An 18,549-nucleotide genomic window follows, 5' to 3' on the forward strand; every position below is an offset into this window, starting at 1 on the left:
CGCAGGATGGACGCCACGACCAGAGCGGACGCGCTTGCGCGCCACATGATATGCCTGCCCCTCAACGGGTCAGGCGGTGCTTCCGGCGGAGGTATTTAAGAAAAGATGAAGTCGTCAGCGCGCGAGCTTACGGGCCTTTTTGACCAGCATGTCGCGTTTGACCTTGGACAGATGGTCGAAATACATCTTGCCGTTCAGATGGTCGATCTGGTGCTGCACCGACGTGGCCTCGATCCCAACAAAATCGCGCCGATCGATGACCCCATCCTCGTTGAGGAAGCGCACAGTCACCGCACGGGGGCGTTTGATCTTGGCCGAGACGCCGGGAAGGTTCGGGCTCGCCTCTTCGTGTTCACGCAGTTCGATCGAGGCGTGCAGGATTTCCGGATTGGCCAGCCGCACGGCCCGTCCACGCTCGCTGGAGCCGTCCACGACGGCGAGGCGCAGCATCACCCCGATCTGAGGCGCTGCGAGCCCAACACCGGGCATGGCTTCCATCGTATCGATCATGTCGACCCAGATGGCACGGATCTCATCGGTGATCTCGGTCACCTCTGCAGCCTTGGTGCGCAGTCGTTTATCGGGCCAGGGCAAGCAAGTGCGGGTCGTCATGCGGTCGCCTCGTTTTGAGAGAGATACTGCGCCTCAAGAAGTCGGCGTTCCTCGGAGGAAAAGTGATCGAATGTAACGCGTCCATCAAGGTGGTCATATTCATGCTGGATACAGCGGGCAGCAAAGCCATCAAAGGTTTGTTCCTGCGCAGCACGATCAGCGTCCTGCCAGCGTATGCGGATCTTTGTGGGGCGGGTGATCCGCGTGGAAAGTCCCGGGATTGAAAGGCAGGCCTCCTTGGCCAGTGTGGTGTCGTCGCTGCGCCACAGGACTTCGGGGTATATCATCACCACAGGGTTGCGCGGGCCCTCTTTCCAATCGACGTCCATCACGAACACCCGCTTCAGCACCCCCACCTGAGGCGCTGCAAGGCCGCGCCCGGGTGCGGCATACATGGTCTCCAACACATCGTCGATCAGCGTGCCAAGGTCTTCGGCAGCCCCCACCGGAGCACAGGCCGTCGACAGGCGCGGATCCGGCCATTGGACGATAGGCAACAGGCTCATGCGGTGCCGCGCGCGCGTTCGCGTTTGAGCTTTTGCATCTTGCGGGTGATCATCTGGCGCTTGAGCGGCTTCAGGTAATCGATGAAAAGTTTACCGTCGAGGTGGTCGATTTCATGCTGAACGCAGGTGGCCCAGAGGCCGTCGAATGTCTCGGTCTGCAGGTTGCCGTCCCGATCCATCCATTCGACATCCACCACTTTGGGGCGGGTCACTTCGGCATATTGCTCAGGGATGGAGAGGCAGCCTTCCTCGTAGACGTTGGTTTCATCCGAGGACGCAATGACCCGCGGATTGAACATCACCAGCGGGCGGGCGTCACCCTCGCCTTCCTTGACGCAGTCCATGACGATCAGCCGATCCAGAACGCCGATTTGCGGCGCAGCAAGACCGATGCCGGGCGCGGCATACATGGTTTCCAGCATGTCGTCGGCAAGCGCGCGCAAGTCGTCGGAAAGGTCCGGCACATCGGTGGCGATCTTCTTCAGACGCGGGTCGGGGTGGATCAGGATCGAGCGTTTCATGGGCAAAGGCTTTAGGCCAATCCCCGCAGGGCCGCAACGCTTCTTCGCGGCGCAGCCTACGGGAGTGGCCGAGCGTGTTTGTACCAGCACATTGGCGGGGCTTTGCAGCGCTCGCACAATCCCCTAGCTTCTGGCGCAATCACCACGGAGACAGATTTATGGATTTTGACAAGATCATCGACCGCCGCGGCACCCATTGCGCCAAATGGGACATGATGGAGCCTCTCTATGGCGTCACGCCCGAGGATGGGTTGGCGATGTGGGTTGCAGATACGGATTTTCCAGTACCGGAAGCTGTCTCGGCCAAGATGCGCGAAATGGCCGATCACGGCATCTATGGTTATGTGAACTGCGAGGCGCAGTACAAGAGCGCGATTCAGTGGTGGATGGAAAGCCGCCACGGATGGAGCGTGGATGCAGATGCGATCTTTACCACCACGGGTCTCGTGAACGGTGTCGGCATGTGCCTTGACACCTTCACCCAGCCCGGGGACGGCATCGTGCTGTTCACCCCGGTCTATCACGCTTTTGCCAAGGTGATCCGTCTTGCGGGACGTGAGGTGGTCGAATGCCCGATGGTGCAGGAAGACGGCGCCTACAAGATGGATTTCGACGCCTACGATGCGCAGATGACCGGCAAGGAAAAGATGGTCATCCTGTGTTCGCCGCACAACCCCGGTGGCCGCGTCTGGACCCAAGACGAGCTCACGCAAGTTGCCGCCTTCTGCAAGCGCCATGACCTGATGCTGATTTCGGACGAAATCCACCACGACCTGGTCTTTGGGGGGCGCAAGCATCTCCCCATGGCGGTGGCCGCACCCGAAATCAGCGAGCGCCTGATCATGCTGACAGCCCCCTCCAAGACCTTCAACTTTGCCGGGCTGCACACGGGGCAGGTCATCATCCCTGATGAGACGCTGCGCGAGCAGTTCCGTCGCCGCATGATGGCCATCTATCTGCAGGGCAATACGGCAGGGGAATTTGCAACCATCGCCGCCTACTCCCCGGATGGCGCGGCCTATGTCGAAGAGCTGGTGCCCTATATCGAGGCCAACAAGCGCCTGTTTGACGAAGCAGTGAATGCAATCCCAGGCCTACAATCGATGGAGCTGCAATCCACATATCTGGCGTGGGTCGACTTCTCCGGTACAGGCATGGAGCGCGAGGAGTTCACCCGCCGCGTTGAACAGGGTGCACGGATCGCGGCCAACCACGGCACCACATTTGGCACCGGCGGTGAGAGCTTCTTGCGGTTCAACCTCGGCACACAGCGTGCACGGGTCGAAGAAGCCTGCGAGCGGCTGGCAAAGGCGTTCTCTGACTTGCAGTGACACGCACATAAAGAAGGCGCGCGACGGGAAAACTGTCGCGCGCAACTTTGGGAGGGTCGCGATATTCTGGGTGCGGCTTAGGGCCAATGACGCGGCTGATGCGACGATGCCCTCAGTTGTCGCCGATATGCTGCTCGTGTCCCAAAAGACCCATCGGCGCATCCGGAGCGCGATAAAAATCAAGTGGCGCGCTGTCAGCGGCAGCGGTTGCGCGCTTGAACTCATAGCGCATTTCGCCTGCTTCGGCGTCTGCGGCAACGATCAGGCACTGCGACAGGTGCCGCGTTCCTTCGTAGAGGTCGACCAGACCACGCAGCTGAGGGATTGCGCCTTCTTCAACGGCGAACCCGCGGTCCCACAAGCGCAACACCGGATAGATTTCCTCACCCACATGAACCCGCAGTCGGTTCTTCTTTTTCATGCCCTGAATACGCGCCTTATCAAGCGCCTCTTGAACAGATTTTGGAACATAGGTGGTCATGGTCTCTACCTCCGACATGCGCGGGCCGATTTCTAGGGTGGCGTCAAATTGACTAAAATCAAGTGAAGAGACCGATCATTTCCTTTCACATTCACAACTGTGGTGTTCGCGCCGCGTCCAGACCATAGCGCCCTGCGGCGGACCTGTGCATCGGCGCAGGGAAACTGCGCAGCAGTGGAGGTGGCCCGAAAGCGCCGCAGCGCCTATTTCATGGGCAGGCGAATATGGAAGGACTGAAAGATGGGACTGCTGGTCGACGGCAAATGGGAAGATGTCTGGTATGACACCAAGTCACACGGTGGCGCATTCAAACGCTCCGAGGCACAGTTTCGCAACTGGCTGACCGCAGACGGGAGCCCCGGTCCTGATGGCCAGACCGGCTTTAAAGCCGAAAACGGCCGCTATCATCTCTATGTGTCCTACGCCTGCCCCTGGGCGCATCGCACACTAATCTTTCGCAAGCTCAAAGGGCTGGAAGACCACATCAGCGTCTCGGTCGTGCATCCGGACATGCTCGACAAAGGCTGGGAATTCAAAACCGACGCGGACGGCGCCACTGGTGATGCGCTCTTTGGCTTTGACTATATGCACCAGATCTACACCAAGGCTGATCCGTCCTACTCGGGTCGGGTCACGGTGCCAGTCCTCTGGGACAAGCAGGAAAACACCATTGTCTCGAACGAGAGCGCCGAGATCATCCGCATGTTCAACTCCGCCTTTGACGAGATCACAGGCAATACGCTCGATTTCTGGCCCGAAGAGCTGCGCGAGCCGATCGAGACCGTGAACAAGCGTATTTATGACACCGTAAATAATGGCGTCTACAAATCCGGCTTTGCCACCTCGCAAGAGGCCTATGACGCCGCTGTGGTGCCACTCTTTGACAGCCTCGACTGGCTCGAAGACATCCTGAGCCAGCATCGCTACCTGATGGGCGAGCACCTGACCGAGGCCGACTGGCGTCTGTTCACGACGCTCGTGCGCTTTGATCCGGTTTATCACCTGCATTTCAAATGCAATCGCCGCCGGATCATCGACTATCCGAACCTCTGGGCCTACACCCGCGAGCTCTATCAGATGCCCGGCGTGGCAGAGACCGTGGTGATGCCGCATATCGTGCGCCATTATCACTACAGCCATGACACCATTAACCCCAACCGCATTCTGCCGATCAATCCGGTGCTCGATTGGGAGGCCCCGCACGGACGCGGCTGAACATCGACGCTGGAAAGTGGCGCTGCGCTTGCTTTATCACGGGTGCAAAGGCATATCGTGCCAAGACCCTGACGTGACAAAGGCCGCCTCGCCATGGCAGAACGCTCTTCCTTTGCGGCAACGCAAGACCCGGCGCAGGCCTCGGTCTCCGGTTCCCCCCGCGATCATGGCGGCAATCTCGCCGCCGCGATCGCACAGTATGGCGGCAGCCGCGAAGACTGGATTGATCTCTCCACAGGGATCAACCCTGCACCCTACCCTCTGCCGCCATTGCTGGCCGAAGACTGGACCGCTCTGCCCGATCAAGATGCCCAGCAGGCTCTGACGGATGCAGCGCGCCGGTTCTGGCAGGTACCCGACAGCGCAGAGATCCTTGCCGCCCCCGGCGCTTCGGCGCTGATTGCACGGCTCCCTGTCCTGCGCCCGGCACGCAGCGTGCAAATCACGACGCCCACCTACAACGAACACGCCGCTGCATTTGACAATTGTGGCTGGCAGGTGCTTGAGGTGGGTCCAACGGACGCGCAAGTTGTGGTTCACCCCAACAATCCCGACGGCCGCCTGTGGCTGCCCGAGGAACTCAAGGCACCTTTCTGCATCATTGACGAGAGTTTCTGTGACATCTGCCCGGAGCGGAGTCTGATCAACCGCGCAGCACAGCCGGGCACCGTGGTCCTCAAGAGCTTTGGCAAGTTCTGGGGGCTCGCGGGGCTGCGGCTCGGGTTTGCCATCGGCGATCCGGAGCTCATCGCCGGACTGCGCGCAGCCATGGGGCCGTGGGCGGTGTCCGGCCCGGCGCTGCGCGTGGGAACGCACGCTCTGAACGATCAGAACTGGGCCGAGGCCAGCCGCCTTGAGCTTGCGGATGGAGCCTCGCGCCTTGACCAGCTGATGCAGCACGCCGGCGCACAGACCGTAGGCGGCACCGATCTCTTCCGGCTTTATGACGTTGAAGATGCCCGCGCCTGGCAGGAGCGCCTCGCGCGTGCGCACATCTGGAGCCGCATCTTTCCCTATTCAACCCGTTTCCTGCGCCTTGGCCTGCCTCCCGCAGACCGCTGGAGCCAACTGGAGACCGCCCTCACATGAGCACCGCCGCCCTGTTGATCCCCGCCATGATCCTCGACGCCGCATTTGGCGAGCCCAAATGGCTCTGGTCGCGGCTGCCGCATCCCGCTGTGCTGATGGGCAAGCTGGTGCAAGCGCTGGATGATCGGCTGAACGAAGGTGACGGGCGCCAGGTCAAAGGTGTTATCGCGGTCGCGGTGCTGGTATTCGTCGGTTTGCTCCTCGGCTGGATCCTGTCCTGGTTTGGCAGCCTCGTAAGCGTTCTGATCGCCGCCATCCTGATCGCTCAACGGTCTCTTATTGACCATGTGCGCGCAGTCGCCACCGGGCTTCAGAATGACCTCGACGCGGGGCGCTCTGCGGTCGCGATGATCGTCAGCCGCGACACCGCGACCATGACCGGCCCGCAGATCGCGCGCTCCGCCATCGAGAGCGGTGCGGAGAATTTCTCCGACGGGGTTATCGCGCCTGCATTCTGGTTTCTGGTCGCGGGCCTGCCGGGGCTGCTGATCTACAAGCTCATCAACACCGCCGACAGCATGATTGGCTATCGGACCGAGGCGTACGAGGACTTCGGCTGGGCAGCGGCGCGGCTCGACGATGTGCTCAACATCCTGCCGGCGCGCCTCAGCGCACTCCTGATCGCGCTTGTGACCGGCCGCGCAGGTGATTGGGGCGAGATCAGCGCGGATGCACGCAAGCATCGCTCTCCCAATGCAGGCTGGCCCGAGGCAGCGATGGCGCGCGCACTTGGTGTCGCTCTGGCCGGGCCGCGCTCTTATGATGGCGAAATGCGTCCCTTTGCCTGGGTAAACGCGAGCGGATCAAAAAGCGCCAGCGCTCATAGCATCACCCGCTGTTGCGAGGTGCTTTGGAAATCCTGGGGTCTCGCGCTGGTTCTGGTGGTTGCATTGGGTCTGCTCTTCTAGCTAACGTAGCCGCGACATCATCCGATCAAAGGACCTTCGGCCATGCGCGTGCTGCCCAGCCCCAACGCGGTCTTGCACCGTATTGCCCTCATCACCCTCCTGAGCGCGCCCAGCCTCGCCGCGGCGCAATGTGGCGGAAATTTTCAAAACTTTGTGCGCGGCCTCAAGGACGAAGCGGTCTCTGCGGGCTATGCAATCAACACCGTCAACGAGTTTTTCAACGGTGTATCGCAGGACCAAAAGGTGCTGCGTGCAGATCGCTCACAAGGTGTATTCCAAAAACCATTCATTGAATTTTCGCGCCGCCTTATTTCGCAGGATCGCCTCAATCGAGGTCGCCGCAAAGGCGAGGAATTCGACAAGATCTTCGAGCGGATCGAAACCACCTATGGCATCAATCGCGGTGTTCTGCTGGCGTTCTGGGCGTTTGAAACCGATTACGGCGCCTTTCAGGGAGATTTCAACACGCGTAACGCGCTGGTGACCCTGGCCCATGACTGCCGCCGCCCCGAGCTCTTTCGCCCACAGATTTTCTCGGCGCTGGAGCTATACCGTAAAGGCGATTTCGACCCTGAGCGCACCACGGGTGCCTGGGCCGGTGAGATCGGCATGGTGCAGATGCTGCCAGGCGACATCCTGGAACACGGGGTCGATGCGGATGGCGACGGCCATGTGACGCTCAAGACCTCTGCCGCCGATGCGCTGATGTCGGCCGCTCGCATGCTCTCGCATCTGGGTTGGCGCGCCAATGAGCCATGGCTGCAGGAGGTTGAAATCCCGGCGGGCATGGATGTCTCTGCCTCAGGCCCGGCCTATAAGCAATCCGTCGCCGAATGGAGCGCGATGGGCGTGGCCCCCCGGAGTGGGGGATTTGCGATGAAAGAGGCACAGGCCTCCTTGCTGCTGCCGCAGGGCCACAATGGCCCCGCGTTTCTCGCCTACCCCAATTTTGACATTTATTTCGAATGGAATCAAAGCTTTACCTACGTACTGACAGCCGCGTATTTCGCCACCCGGCTTGAGGGCGCACAGGTGTATGACGCCGGAAATCCCGATCAGGGACTGTCGGGTGATCAGATGAAAGAGCTGCAACGTCGCTTGCAAGCGCGCGGGCATGACGTCGGTGACGTGGACGGCATCCTCGGCGCCAACACCCGGCTTGCGGTTCAAAAGGAGCAGTTGCGTCTCGGCATGCCCGCGGATGCATGGCCCACGCCAGCCCTCCTGAACGCGCTTTGACCGCTGCGACTGCTTGATTGGACGGTAGCGTGGTGGCGCTGAGACGGTCTTAGGCCCGCCTCAGGCCACCATTGCCTCGGCTTTCTTCAGATCAACAGAGACCAGCTGGCTGACGCCTTTTTCCTGCATGGTCACGCCAAACAACCGGTCCATCCGCGCCATCGTCACCGCATGGTGGGTGATGATCAGGAACCGCGTGTCTGTCTGGCGGCACATCTCGTCCAGAAGGTCGCAGAAACGGGTGACATTGGCGTCATCGAGGGGCGCATCCACCTCGTCGAGCACACAGATCGGCGCCGGGTTGGACAGGAACACCGCAAAGATCAGCGCCATCGCCGTCAGGGTCTGCTCTCCCCCCGACAAGAGCGAAAGCGTCGAAAGCTTCTTGCCCGGCGGCTGACACATGATCTCAAGGCCCGCATCCAATGGGTCGTCGCTCTCGACCATCAAGAGGTTCGCCTCACCACCGCCAAAGAGGTGGGTAAACAGCATCGCAAACGAGCTGTTCACTTGTTCAAACGCCGTGAGCAGGCGTTCACGTCCTTCCCGGTTCAGCGACGCAATACCCGAACGCAGGGTTTTTACAGCCTCTTCGAGATCCTGTTTTTCCGTCACCAGCGCGTCATGCTCGCTTTGAACCTCGCGCGCATCCTCTTCGGCGCGCAGGTTCACCGCCCCCAGCGCATCGCGCTGGCGTTTGTGGCGGGCGACTTCGACCTCCAGCGTCTCGGCGTCGGGCATGTCCTCGGGCGCCACCTGGAGCTGCTCCAACAGCTCGGCAGGCTGCAGATGCATAACTTCGTCGATGCGTTCGGCAGTGGCGTCCACGGTTTCGCGGGCGGCCTCGCTGCGGGCCTCGGAGCGGGCACGAGCCTCGCGGGCCTCTGACGCAAGGCGCTCGGATTCGCGTTCGTGATGCACCGCTTCGCGCAGGACTGCCTCCGCCGCCACAAGGGCATCGGTGGCTTCGGCTTTGCGCGCCTCCGCATCTGAGATCTGCTCGTTCAGCTCCTCACGGGTCTCAGCAATCTCGCCGGGCACCGCCATTGCATCCTCGAGCTCCTCCTGGCTGGTCTCGCGGCGCTCTTCGAGCTCCGCAATCCGCTTGCCCGCAGATTCCAGTCGCAGGCGCCAGCCGGAGAGCTCCTTGGCGACAGTCTGCGCGCGTTTGGTGCGGGCCTCGCCTTCGCGGCGCAGCTCGTCGAGTGCCGAGCGATGCGTCAACATGGTGATCCGCGCGGCCTCAACCCGGTGCTTGATGTCTTCGACCTTGGCGCGGGCCTCGGCAAGATCCTCAAGCGCCGTCTGCGCGTTTTCCGCCTCTTTCAATTGCAGCGAGGCCGTCAGCGCATCTTCTTCATGACGCGCCACCGCGATACCGAAATTCTCAAGCTTGCCTTCTGCGAGGTTCCTCTCCGCCTCCGCCCGGCTTAGGGCGCGGGCGCTGTCGGCAACGCGCTGGTCAGCCACACGACGGGCCTGCCGTGCGGCTTGATCAGCGCGGGTCACTTCTTCGAGCTTGCGCACCAAGGCCTCATGCGCGGCCTGCGCCCCTTCCGTGCGAGCGGTGGCGTGAGCCATGTCCTGCTTCAGCGCCTCCAGGCGGTTCATCTGTTCGAGCCGCATCGCCGCAGCAGAAGGCGCATCCTCGGCCCAGGAGCGAAACCCATCCCAGCGCCACAGGTCGCCCTCAAGCGTCACCAGACGCTGGCCGGGTTGCAAGAGCGGTTGCAGGCGTGCGGCTTCATCCGCGTCCACCACGCCGATCTGTGCAATCCGCCGCCAGAGCGCATCCGGGCCGTCGACATATTTGCCCAGCGGCTCGACACCATCGGGCAGTGGGGCATCGCGTTGATAGGACGGCAGTGTCAGCCAGCCCGTCGGGCCATCCTGATCGGCGAGCGGGGCGCGCAGATCATCCGCAAGCGCCGCGCCGAGCGCCTTCTCGTAGCCGGGCGTCACACGCAGATCATCCATGACCTGACCACCCTCGGCGGTATCGCGCTCCACCAATTTTGCGAGCGCGGTGACTTCGGCGCGCAGCGCGCCCAACTCGCCCTCGGCCTCGGATCTCTTGGCGCGCGCGTCGGTCTCATGTGCCTGTGTCTCGGTGCGCAGTTCATCTGCCTCGGCAAGCGCCTCTTCCGCCATTTCGGCGGCTTCGCGCGCCTCTTCCTCGGCCTCGACGGCGGCCTCATATGCCGCTTCGGAGGCCGCGAGGGCTTCTTGTGCCGCACTTTGGGCGCTGCGCGATTTCGCCCCTTCGCCTTGTGCGCGCTCCAAGGCGCGGCGGCAATCTTCGACGAGGCGTTGCGCCGACTGATGGCGCGCCGCAAGCCGGGCGACATCCTCTGTCACCTGCGAGAGATGTTCTTCGCCATTGTGCAGGATCGACGTCGACTCTTGCGCAATTTCAGCCGCCTCGGCCATGCGGTCGTCATGCCCCTCGCCCGCCTTGGCCAATTCTCGTTTTTCCCACTCAAGACGGTCGATGGTCTCGCCTGCATCACGGTTCAGGCCTGACTCGCGTTCGATGTCCTTGCCGAGCTGCAGGATACGGTTGTTGAGATGCTCGATGTTCTGCCGCGCCTGCGCGTCCTGATCCCAAAGCGCGTCGCGTTGCACCATGAGGCGCTGCAACACCGCGGCGGCAATCGCCTCCTCCTCGCGCAGGGGAGGCAGGCCTTCTTCGGCCTCGGCACGTTTCTCGGCAGCCAGACGCGCCGATCCTTCGGCTTTGGCGGCCTGGGTCACGCGGGTGCGCAGCTCCTCTTCGGCCAAAAGCCTGGCTTCATCCGCTTCGCGCCAGCGGCGATAGAGCAGCATGCCCTCAGCCAGCCGCAGTTTCTCGCCAATCTCACGGTAACGCTGCGCCTGTTTTGCTTGTCGGCTCAACTGGCCCAACTGGGTTGCCAACTGCTCGATCACGTCATCGACCCGCAGGAGGTTTTGCTCGGTGTTCTTGAGCTTCAGCTCCGCCTCATGTCGGCGTTGATAGAGACCAGAGATCCCCGCCGCCTCTTCCAGCACCCGGCGGCGTGCCTTGGGTTTGGCGTTGATCAGTTCCGAAATCTGCCCCTGCCGCACCAATGCAGGTGAATGCGCCCCGGTTGAAGCATCGGCAAAGAGCATCTGCACATCCCGCGCCCGCACGTCCTTTGCATTGGCCTTGTAGGCAGAGCCCACGTCGCGGGTGATCCGACGCACGATGTCGAGCTGATCGGAGTCGTTAAAGCCCGAAGGCGCAAGCCGCTCGGAGTTGTCGATCTGCAGGCTCACCTCGGCGAAGTTGCGCGCAGGTCGCGTGGCGGTCCCGGCAAAGATCACGTCTTCCATGCCGCCGCCGCGCATCGCCTTGGCGCGGGTCTCCCCCATCACCCAGCGCAGCGCTTCCAAGAGGTTCGACTTGCCACAGCCATTTGGCCCCACAACGCCCGTCAGACCATCTGCGATGATCAAGTCGGTAGGGTCCACAAAGCTTTTGAAGCCATTGAGCCTGAGTTTGGAAAAGCGCAAATTCGCCCCTTCTGGTGATTCCGTTGCCGGAAATCACAGCAGCCTTGCGCACTCCGAGTCAACGGGCCGAGCCTCAAAATCAGGAGTAATGGGCTCTGGAACCCACCATATCTTGTGGATAACCCGATTTCAGACCATGCTCCGGATGACCCGACCAAGCCGCGCCACACCCTCTTCGATTGTGGCCTCATTGCTGTTTGAAAAACTGAGCCGCAGCGTATTGCGGCCTGTCGCGTCCGCATAGAAGGCCTGACCGGGGACAAAGGCCACCTTTTCCCGGCTCAGCGCGTATTCAAGAAGCTCGGCCCCGCTCATCCCCTCGGGCAGGGTAACCCAGATGAACATGCCGCCTTCGGGTTTGGTCCAGATCACGCCCTCCGGCATATGTGCCTCAAGGGCGGCCAGCATAGCATCCCGTCGCCGACCATAGACCGACCGCAGCGTGTCGACATGGGCGTCAAACAGCTGCTCGGCCACCTGACAGGTTGCGATCTGATTGATCGTCGGTGAGTGGAGATCAGAGGCCTGCTTCATCAGCACGAGTTGCTGAACAACAGGCGTTGCCGCCACCAGCCATCCGACTCGCAGTCCGGGGGACAGGGTCTTGGAAAACGTTCCGCAATAGATGGTCCGGCACGACTCGATGTCGCCTCCGTTGCGCTCAAGTTCCAGCGTGAGGATCGGCGGCACCGCCGCGCCATCAAACCGCAGATCCTGATAGGCCGCATCCTCGATGACGGCCGCGTCCAGCGCCTCTGCCGTCGCGAGCACCTGCAGACGCTCCGCACGCGTCATCGTCTCGCCAGTGGGGTTTGCAAAATCGGGGCTGAGATAGGCAAACTTGACCCGCCCCCCTGCTGCCTTGGCAGCCTCAGCGTAATGCGCAGTGGGTTGGTTCTCGCCAGCCCGCAGCCGGTCATAGCGCGGCTCATACGCGTTGAACGCCGCCAATGCGCCCAGATAGGTGGGCCAGCCGACAAGCGCCGTATCCCCCGGGCTGAGAAAGAGTTTCCCAAGGTAGTCGAGCGCCTGCTGAGACCCCGAGGTGATCAGGATATGCTCTGGTCCACAGGTCACACCAAGTTTGGACATATAGGTCGCAAGCCACTCGCGCAGCGGCAGATAGCCCTCAGAGACCGAGTATTGCAGCGATTGCGCCTGATGCGCGGGCGAAAGGGCATTCTGAAATGCCTCGGCAAAGGCTTCGGCTGGAAACAGCGCGGGATCAGGAATACCCCCGGCAAACGACAGCATCCCCGGCTGATCCAACAGCTTCAGAAGCTCGCGAATTTCCGATGCTTTCATCCGTCCAATTCGTGATGCAAATTGCGCAGAGAGTGCCATTTCGATCATTTCCTTTCGCCACTTCAGCGCAACCGACAGCAAACCCGAAAACAAGTCAATGATTCTGACCTATTATTTCAACCTTCGTGATCTTGCAGCGGCCGGGCGTTGGTGGTCATATGAGTTGACCAATCTTTGTTTTTCGAGGCCAGTGATGCCGTTTCAGAAAGTTCAGCCGGAGAAACTCTCTTCTGCCGTTGTACGACAGATCGAAAAACTCATCCTGCGGGGAATCCTGCGCCCAGGTGAGCGCCTGCCCTCTGAACGCGAATTGTCTGAGCGGCTTGGCGTATCGCGCCCCTCGCTGCGAGAAGCGCTCGGAGAGCTTCAGGAACAGGGATTACTCTGCAGCCGTGCTGGCTCGGGCGTGTTTGTCGCGGATGTCCTTGGCTCGGCTTTCTCGCCTGCGCTGATCCAGCTGTTTGCCAGCGACGATGAGGCGGTGTTCGACTATCTCTCGTTTCGCCGCGACCTCGAAGGCATGGCCGCAGAGCGCGCAGCCAAGTTCGGATCAGACGCAGACCTCGGTGTCATCCAGACGATCTTTGACAAGATGGAAGCCGCAGGCGACCCCAGCGTCTCGGAGGCTGCGGCAGAACTCGACGCACAGTTTCACTCGGCGATTCTCGAAGCGAGCCATAACGTCGTGCTTCTGCATATGATGCGCTCCATGTTCGACATGTTGCGCAAGGGCGTGTTTTACAATCGTCGCATCATGTTTGGCCAGCACACCACCTATGAGGCGCTGCTGGAACAACATCGCGCCATCAACTCCGCGCTTCAATCCCGCGACGCCAAAGCAGCACGCGCCGCAGTCGAGACCCATATGGATTACGTAAAACAGTCCCTCGAGGAGCAAATTCGCGCAGAACGCAACGCCGAGATCGCAGCGCAGCGTCTCGAGCACGAAAGCAAGCGCTAGGCCGAAGTGCTCTCGAGGAAGGCCCGCGTCTGCGGCGCGAGTGCCGCGGTCAGGATCATTTCAGCGCTATCGATTTCCACCAGCGCACCCTCTTCCAGATAAGCCACGCGATCCGCAAGCCGCGCAGTATCGGCAAGACTCGCGGTTGCAAAGACAACCGCATGATCTGTTTTCAGATCCATTGCGATGTCGTGCAGGCTCTCGTTTTCTTGCTGGTCAATCGACCCCGTTGGTTGGTCCAGCATCACCACATCGGGATTGAGCGCGAGACTGCGGGCAAGGCATAGCAAACGCTGCTGGTAAGGCGGCAAGGCGGTTGCGCGCTGTGTATGCAGCACATCCTTCAGCTCGTCCCACAGGCGGCAACGACGCAGCGCAGCCTCGACGTGATCGGCCATCTCCCGACGGCGAGTCGCAATCCGGTTGAGTTTCACCCCGTAGGCAATGTTGTCCCAGACCGACATCGGAAAAGGGTTTGCAACCTCGGGAATATAGACCACCTTTGCCCGCATCTCCGGGGTGTCAAAACCGCGCCCAAAGATTTCTTGCCCCCGGTGTTGCAGGCTCCCTCGAGTCACCACTTGGCGCTCCTGCTCCAAAAGCCTGCATATGGCCCGCATCAGCAGCGACTTCCCCGCCCCGGCTCGGCCGATCAACCCCAGCGCCTCGCCAATGCGCAGATCAAAGGTCACGCCACTCAACAGCTGCACGCCCCCCGCCTCAAGACCAAAATCCTGCAGGCGCAAGACCGTAGGGCCCGGCGTCACGTCCTCCGCGATCTGCGAAGGTTTTCGAAGGAGCGGAAGCGAGTGGAACATGAAGGCCCTGCAAGTCTGGGGAGACAAGGCCCTCATCGCATGGCAGCGTTAAAGGATCATAATACCAATTGGCGTTGTCACAAAAAATTCATGCGACAGCCGGCCTTCGGCAATGGGCTCTCTGATGCGCAGTGCCCGCCCCAGAGAGAGGCAAACTCAGGATCGACAGTCCCACCCCTCAGCACGCAAAAGCCCCAGCCATAAGGCCGGGGCTTTCGCAAACTCGGTCGAAGATCTGCTTAGTGCAGTTTCGCTTCCACGTCCTGGATGGCCGCGTCGATCAGCTTGTTGGCATCAGCTGCGGTCATCTGCTTGGAGATCACCTGGTCAGCGACCTCAACAGCGATCGTGATGGCGCGGTCACGCACTTCTTTCACGGCAGAGGCTTCGGCAGACGCGATCTGCTCCTCTGCCGCCGTAAGACGGCGTGCGATGGAAGCTGCAAGATCCGCCTTCGCCTGCTCAGCCGCAGCAGCGGCCTCGTCACGGGCGTTTGCGACAATACGCTCGGCCTGCGCCTGAACGTCCTGCTGCTTGCGCTCGTAGGAGGCCAGAAGGGTCTGGGCCTCTTCGCGCAGCGCGCGCGCTTCTTCCAGTTCGGACTTGATGCTGTCCGCGCGGTTGTCGAGCTGTTTGCCGATCAAAGACGGCACTTTGGCAGCGAGCAGGATGCCAATGAACAGCAGGAACGCGAGGATAACAACAAAGTCGGTGTTGCCGAGGTTCCAGCCACCACCCGCAGCGAATGCAGGCGAGGTGGTTGCGAGGGTCAGAGCAATTGCAAGAGTTGCACGCATGATCAGCCCTCCGTCCGTTCAGCGACGGCTGCTTTGACAGCGTCTGCGTCGTCTTTGCCACCCAGCGCCGCAACCAGTGCAGATGCGGTATCGGCGGCGACAACCTTGACACTCTCGAGCGCGCCAGCGCGGATTTCAGCAATGGCTTTCTCGGACTCTGCTGCTTTTGCAGAGATTTCCGCATCCGCCTTTGCGATTGCCTCGTCCACCTCGGCCTGAATTTCGGCGCGGGTTTCGGCGGCGATGCGCTGCGCTTCCGCGCGGGCGTCGGCCAGTGCCTTGTTATAAGCGTTTTCCGCCTCGACAGCTTTGGCCTTCAGGTCTTCGGCTGCGGCGAGGTCGTTTGTGATAGTGCCCTGACGCTCGTTCAGAATGGCTGCAATACGGGGCAGCGCAATGCGCGACAGGATCAGATAGATCACGACAAGCGTGACCAGAAGCCAGAAGATCTGGTTTCCGTAGGTCGAGAAGTCCAGCTGCGGCATGCCGGAAGACCCGTGCGCCGCTTCGGCAGCTCCATGACCTGCGTCATGCGTAGTAGTTGCCATGTCGTCCTCCTATGGAACTTGCCGTTACACCGGGCGGGGCGCGGTTGGCACTCCGCCCGGCCGTAAGGAAAAAGTGTTCCGGAGTCTTAGACGGCGAACATCAGCAGCAGAGCGACCAGGAACGAGAAGATGCCCAGAGCTTCTGCAAATGCGATGCCGATGAAGAGGGTTGCGGTCTGGGAAGCAGCCGCGGAGGGGTTGCGCAGAGCGCCCGCCAGGAAGTTAGCAGCAACGTTGCCAACACCCAGAGCAGCAATACCAGTACCCATGCCAGCCAGGCCAGCGCCGATGTATGCGAGATCGCCTTCCATTTGATATCTCCTTACGATTGGAAGTTGAGGTAGTAGTTCAGACCAGCAGCCTGCCCTTAGTGGGACGGGTGCAGCGCGTCTTTCAGATAGACACAGGTCAGAATGGTGAACACGTATGCCTGGATGAAGGCCACGAGAACTTCGAGTGCGTAGACCGCGGTGATGGCAAAGATCGGCAGGAATGCCCCGGCGCCCAGAGCGCCAGCAAAACCTGCGAACACCTTCAGAACCGCGTGGCCCGCCATCACGTTCCCTGCAAGACGGATGCAGTGGCTGACTGGGCGTACGAAGTAGGAAATCAGTTCGATAATGGCCAAGATCGGACGCAGCGCCAGCGGAGCGGAGCTGACCCAGAACAGGCCGAGGAATTTTGCACCATGCAGCACAAAGCCAGTGATGGTCACGGTCACGAAAACCAGCATCGCGAGGATCGCGGTTACGGCAAAATGCGATGTCGTAGTGAAGGACATCGGGATGAGGCCAAGGAAGTTGGCCGTCACGATGAACATGAAGAGCGTCATGATGTAGGGGAAGAACTTTACCGCGTCTTTGCCGGTCACGTCTTCGACCATCTTGTAGATGAACCCATAAGCCAGTTCCGCAACCGACTGAGCGCGAGAAGGAACGATGCCGCGGTTGGAAGAGCCGAACACCAGAAGGCCGATGATGGCCGCCACGGCGAGGAACATCCAGAGCGTCACGTTGGTGGGCGTGTACCACGCGATGTGGTCACCACCGAACAGCGGCGTCACGGTGAACTGGTCCATCGGGTGAATCGCAAGCTCTGCCTTTTCCGGTGCGAACACCAGGCCCGATACGAGCACCAAAGCCAAAGCTACGTAAAAGAACAGTTTGCCCATCGTTCCGCTTCTCCTGTCGCTTAGGCCGTCGCCCAGCATTCATGCATCTTTGTCAGCGTCGGCGCGTTGTTCCGCCTCAGCCATTTGTTTGTCCTGAATCTCGCGTGCGCTGCGGAGCATCACGTTCACCCCGGCGGCCAGACCCAGCAATATGAACAGCACCATGAAAATGGGGGTCGTTCCCAAAAGAACATCCAGCCCGTATCCGATGCCGAGGCCGATCACGAGACCGGCCACCAATTCCGTCACCATCCGCCAGGCCTGATTGGCCATGGAATAGTGTTCATCCGCGCGAGGTTCCGGCTCTTCATGCGCCTTCTTGGCGGCTGCCAGTTTCTCCTCCAGCTGCGCCATGCGCTGCTTTTGGTCGTCGTCGATCAAGGTGACGCATCCTCTTGCGAAATCTGAGGGTTTGCTAAGCGGTGCTGCGCTCAGAGTCAATTGCGCATTGCGCGCCTCATGGCTCGAATAAGACTTTATAATATCAATGCCTTAGTAATTTCTTGGTTTCGACACCGAGAGTCTCGGCACCGAAAGATGCGGCGCAAGAGCCGCCTTGGGCATATTCAACCGATTGGTTGATCTTGAAATCACACCGCAGGAACCCGGCTTTTAAACAATCGTCCGTCGATCAACAGAAGGCCAAAGAGGATCGCAGAGAGCCCGGTCAGGTGACTGATCTCAAGCGGCTCGCCCAGAACCAGAACACCCAGCGTGAGCGCCGAGGCCGGCGCGATCAGCGTGGGCAGGGTGACGTTGGTTGGCCCCACCTTGGGCAGCACCCAATACATGGCGATGAAGGCCGCCGAGGTGAGTGCAAAACCAATCACCAGCAAAGCGCCCCAGGCCTGCGCCGTCAGAGCCTGTGGCGCGCCCTCCACCCAGAACGCAACCGGCAGGATAAAGGCCGTTGCACCGCTCAGCGCCCAGGCCACCAGCACCACCGGCTCCATATCGCGGAACTGGCGCGCGACATTGACCGAGAACGCATAGCACAGCGGTGCACCAAGAGTGACAAACACGGCCCAGATGGCACTGCTCTGCCCGCTTTGCAGGATCGGCAGCGACAGGATCACGATGCCTGCGAGCCCTGCGCCAACGCCGAGGCTCTTGCGCCAGTTGGCGCGTTCGCCGCCCGGCCAGAAATGGGTCACCACCACCGCAAGCGCCGGGGTGCAGGCGTTGACGATCCCGGCCACGCCACTGGCAATATGCTGTTGTCCGATGGCGTAAAAGGAAAACGGGATCGCATAGCTCAGCGCGCCAAACCCGGCCAGCGCCAGCGCGCGCGCTGGCGAGATGCGCCAATCACGCCCGCGCGCCAGCAGGAACATCCAGCAGCCCAGCGCCCCAAGCCCAACACGCCCGACCGAAACCCATAACGGCGCCAGCTCGCGCAAAAGCACCGCGTTGAACATGAAGGACATTCCCCAACCGATGCCGAGAATTACGATGACCGCCCAATACCGCAACGCCATCTGCGCGCTCCTTAAATACGTCCGCAAACAATAGAGCGCCTTTGTGCGCACAC

The 18,549-nt window shown here is 61.1% G+C and carries 19 protein-coding genes; 6 read left to right on the forward strand and 13 right to left on the reverse strand.

The features are described from left to right. Positions 1 to 114: 114 nt before the first annotated feature. From def (TM1040_RS17320) to def (TM1040_RS17330), 3 genes are read right to left on the reverse strand one after another with little or no spacing between them, the layout of a single operon-like run. On the reverse strand, positions 115 to 612 hold the full coding sequence (def, locus tag TM1040_RS17320; protein WP_011539893.1) for a peptide deformylase: 498 nt from the start codon (positions 610 to 612) through the stop codon (positions 115 to 117). Continuing rightward, positions 609 to 1,118, reverse strand: coding sequence for a peptide deformylase (gene def, locus TM1040_RS17325; protein WP_011539894.1), 510 nt, complete (start codon positions 1,116 to 1,118; stop codon positions 609 to 611). The genes def (TM1040_RS17320) and def (TM1040_RS17325) overlap by 4 nt, the downstream gene beginning before the upstream one ends. Next, positions 1,115 to 1,639 carry a peptide deformylase gene (gene def / locus TM1040_RS17330; RefSeq protein ID WP_011539895.1) on the reverse strand — a complete coding sequence of 175 codons (525 nt, stop codon included), beginning with the start codon at positions 1,637 to 1,639 and terminating at the stop codon, positions 1,115 to 1,117. The genes def (TM1040_RS17325) and def (TM1040_RS17330) overlap by 4 nt, the downstream gene beginning before the upstream one ends. Positions 1,640 to 1,797: 158 nt before the next feature. On the opposite strand from def (TM1040_RS17330), the gene TM1040_RS17335 reads away from it, so the two are divergent. After that, positions 1,798 to 2,970, forward strand: coding sequence for a MalY/PatB family protein (locus TM1040_RS17335; protein ID WP_011539896.1), 1,173 nt, complete (start codon positions 1,798 to 1,800; stop codon positions 2,968 to 2,970). Positions 2,971 to 3,082: 112 nt separating this feature from the next. On the opposite strand, the gene TM1040_RS17340 is transcribed toward TM1040_RS17335, so the two are convergent. Beyond that, on the reverse strand, positions 3,083 to 3,451 hold the full coding sequence (locus TM1040_RS17340) for a hypothetical protein (RefSeq protein ID WP_011539897.1): 369 nt from the start codon (positions 3,449 to 3,451) through the stop codon (positions 3,083 to 3,085). A 240-nt stretch (positions 3,452 to 3,691) separates the two neighbouring features. On the opposite strand from TM1040_RS17340, the gene TM1040_RS17345 reads away from it, so the two are divergent. The 4 genes from TM1040_RS17345 to TM1040_RS17360 all read left to right on the forward strand — a co-directional run bounded on the left by TM1040_RS17345 (position 3,692) and on the right by TM1040_RS17360 (position 7,902). Beyond that, on the forward strand, positions 3,692 to 4,666 hold the full coding sequence (locus tag TM1040_RS17345) for a glutathione S-transferase family protein (RefSeq protein WP_011539898.1): 975 nt from the start codon (positions 3,692 to 3,694) through the stop codon (positions 4,664 to 4,666). 93 nt (positions 4,667 to 4,759) lie between these two features. Then, a complete protein-coding gene (cobD, locus tag TM1040_RS17350; RefSeq protein WP_011539899.1) occupies positions 4,760 to 5,755 on the forward strand; it encodes a threonine-phosphate decarboxylase CobD in 996 nt (331 codons plus the stop codon). Then, positions 5,752 to 6,663 carry an adenosylcobinamide-phosphate synthase CbiB gene (gene cbiB / locus TM1040_RS17355; protein ID WP_011539900.1) on the forward strand — a complete coding sequence of 304 codons (912 nt, stop codon included), beginning with the start codon at positions 5,752 to 5,754 and terminating at the stop codon, positions 6,661 to 6,663. The genes cobD and cbiB overlap by 4 nt, the downstream gene beginning before the upstream one ends. A gap of 42 nt (positions 6,664 to 6,705) precedes the next feature. Beyond that, a complete protein-coding gene (locus TM1040_RS17360) occupies positions 6,706 to 7,902 on the forward strand; it encodes a lytic murein transglycosylase (RefSeq protein ID WP_011539901.1) in 1,197 nt (398 codons plus the stop codon). Between the two features lie 60 nt (positions 7,903 to 7,962). On the opposite strand, the gene TM1040_RS17365 is transcribed toward TM1040_RS17360, so the two are convergent. Then, positions 7,963 to 11,418: a chromosome segregation SMC family protein gene (locus TM1040_RS17365; protein WP_011539902.1), complete on the reverse strand. Its 3,456-nt coding sequence runs from the start codon at positions 11,416 to 11,418 to the stop codon at positions 7,963 to 7,965. A 129-nt stretch (positions 11,419 to 11,547) separates the two neighbouring features. Next, positions 11,548 to 12,762, reverse strand: coding sequence for a PLP-dependent aminotransferase family protein (locus TM1040_RS17370; RefSeq protein WP_011539903.1), 1,215 nt, complete (start codon positions 12,760 to 12,762; stop codon positions 11,548 to 11,550). A gap of 154 nt (positions 12,763 to 12,916) precedes the next feature. Here TM1040_RS17370 and TM1040_RS17375 point away from each other — a divergent pair, with 154 nt between their 5' ends. Then, positions 12,917 to 13,684, forward strand: coding sequence for a FadR/GntR family transcriptional regulator (locus TM1040_RS17375; RefSeq protein ID WP_011539904.1), 768 nt, complete (start codon positions 12,917 to 12,919; stop codon positions 13,682 to 13,684). Here TM1040_RS17375 and TM1040_RS17380 read toward each other — a convergent pair. The 7 genes from TM1040_RS17380 to TM1040_RS17410 form a co-directional block, all read right to left on the reverse strand. Then, entirely contained in the window at positions 13,681 to 14,502 is an 822-nt protein-coding gene (locus TM1040_RS17380; RefSeq protein ID WP_011539905.1) for a phosphate ABC transporter ATP-binding protein, read from the reverse strand. The two genes, TM1040_RS17375 and TM1040_RS17380, sit on opposite strands and share 4 nt — an antisense overlap. Positions 14,503 to 14,741: 239 nt before the next feature. Continuing rightward, positions 14,742 to 15,299, reverse strand: coding sequence for a F0F1 ATP synthase subunit B (locus TM1040_RS17385; protein ID WP_011539906.1), 558 nt, complete (start codon positions 15,297 to 15,299; stop codon positions 14,742 to 14,744). 2 nt (positions 15,300 to 15,301) lie between these two features. Beyond that, a complete protein-coding gene (locus TM1040_RS17390; RefSeq protein ID WP_011539907.1) occupies positions 15,302 to 15,847 on the reverse strand; it encodes a F0F1 ATP synthase subunit B' in 546 nt (181 codons plus the stop codon). An 86-nt stretch (positions 15,848 to 15,933) separates the two neighbouring features. After that, entirely contained in the window at positions 15,934 to 16,158 is a 225-nt protein-coding gene (locus TM1040_RS17395) for a F0F1 ATP synthase subunit C (RefSeq protein ID WP_005636439.1), read from the reverse strand. 56 nt (positions 16,159 to 16,214) lie between these two features. Continuing rightward, positions 16,215 to 17,018, reverse strand: a complete 804-nt coding sequence (locus tag TM1040_RS17400) for a F0F1 ATP synthase subunit A (RefSeq protein ID WP_011539908.1) — start codon at positions 17,016 to 17,018, stop codon at positions 16,215 to 16,217. A gap of 39 nt (positions 17,019 to 17,057) precedes the next feature. Further along, positions 17,058 to 17,399: an AtpZ/AtpI family protein gene (locus TM1040_RS17405; RefSeq protein ID WP_011539909.1), complete on the reverse strand. Its 342-nt coding sequence runs from the start codon at positions 17,397 to 17,399 to the stop codon at positions 17,058 to 17,060. A 209-nt stretch (positions 17,400 to 17,608) separates the two neighbouring features. Continuing rightward, a complete protein-coding gene (locus TM1040_RS17410; RefSeq protein ID WP_011539910.1) occupies positions 17,609 to 18,496 on the reverse strand; it encodes a DMT family transporter in 888 nt (295 codons plus the stop codon). Positions 18,497 to 18,549 lie beyond the last annotated feature (53 nt).

This window comes from Ruegeria sp. TM1040 (assembly GCF_000014065.1).
Taxonomy (GTDB): domain Bacteria; phylum Pseudomonadota; class Alphaproteobacteria; order Rhodobacterales; family Rhodobacteraceae; genus Epibacterium.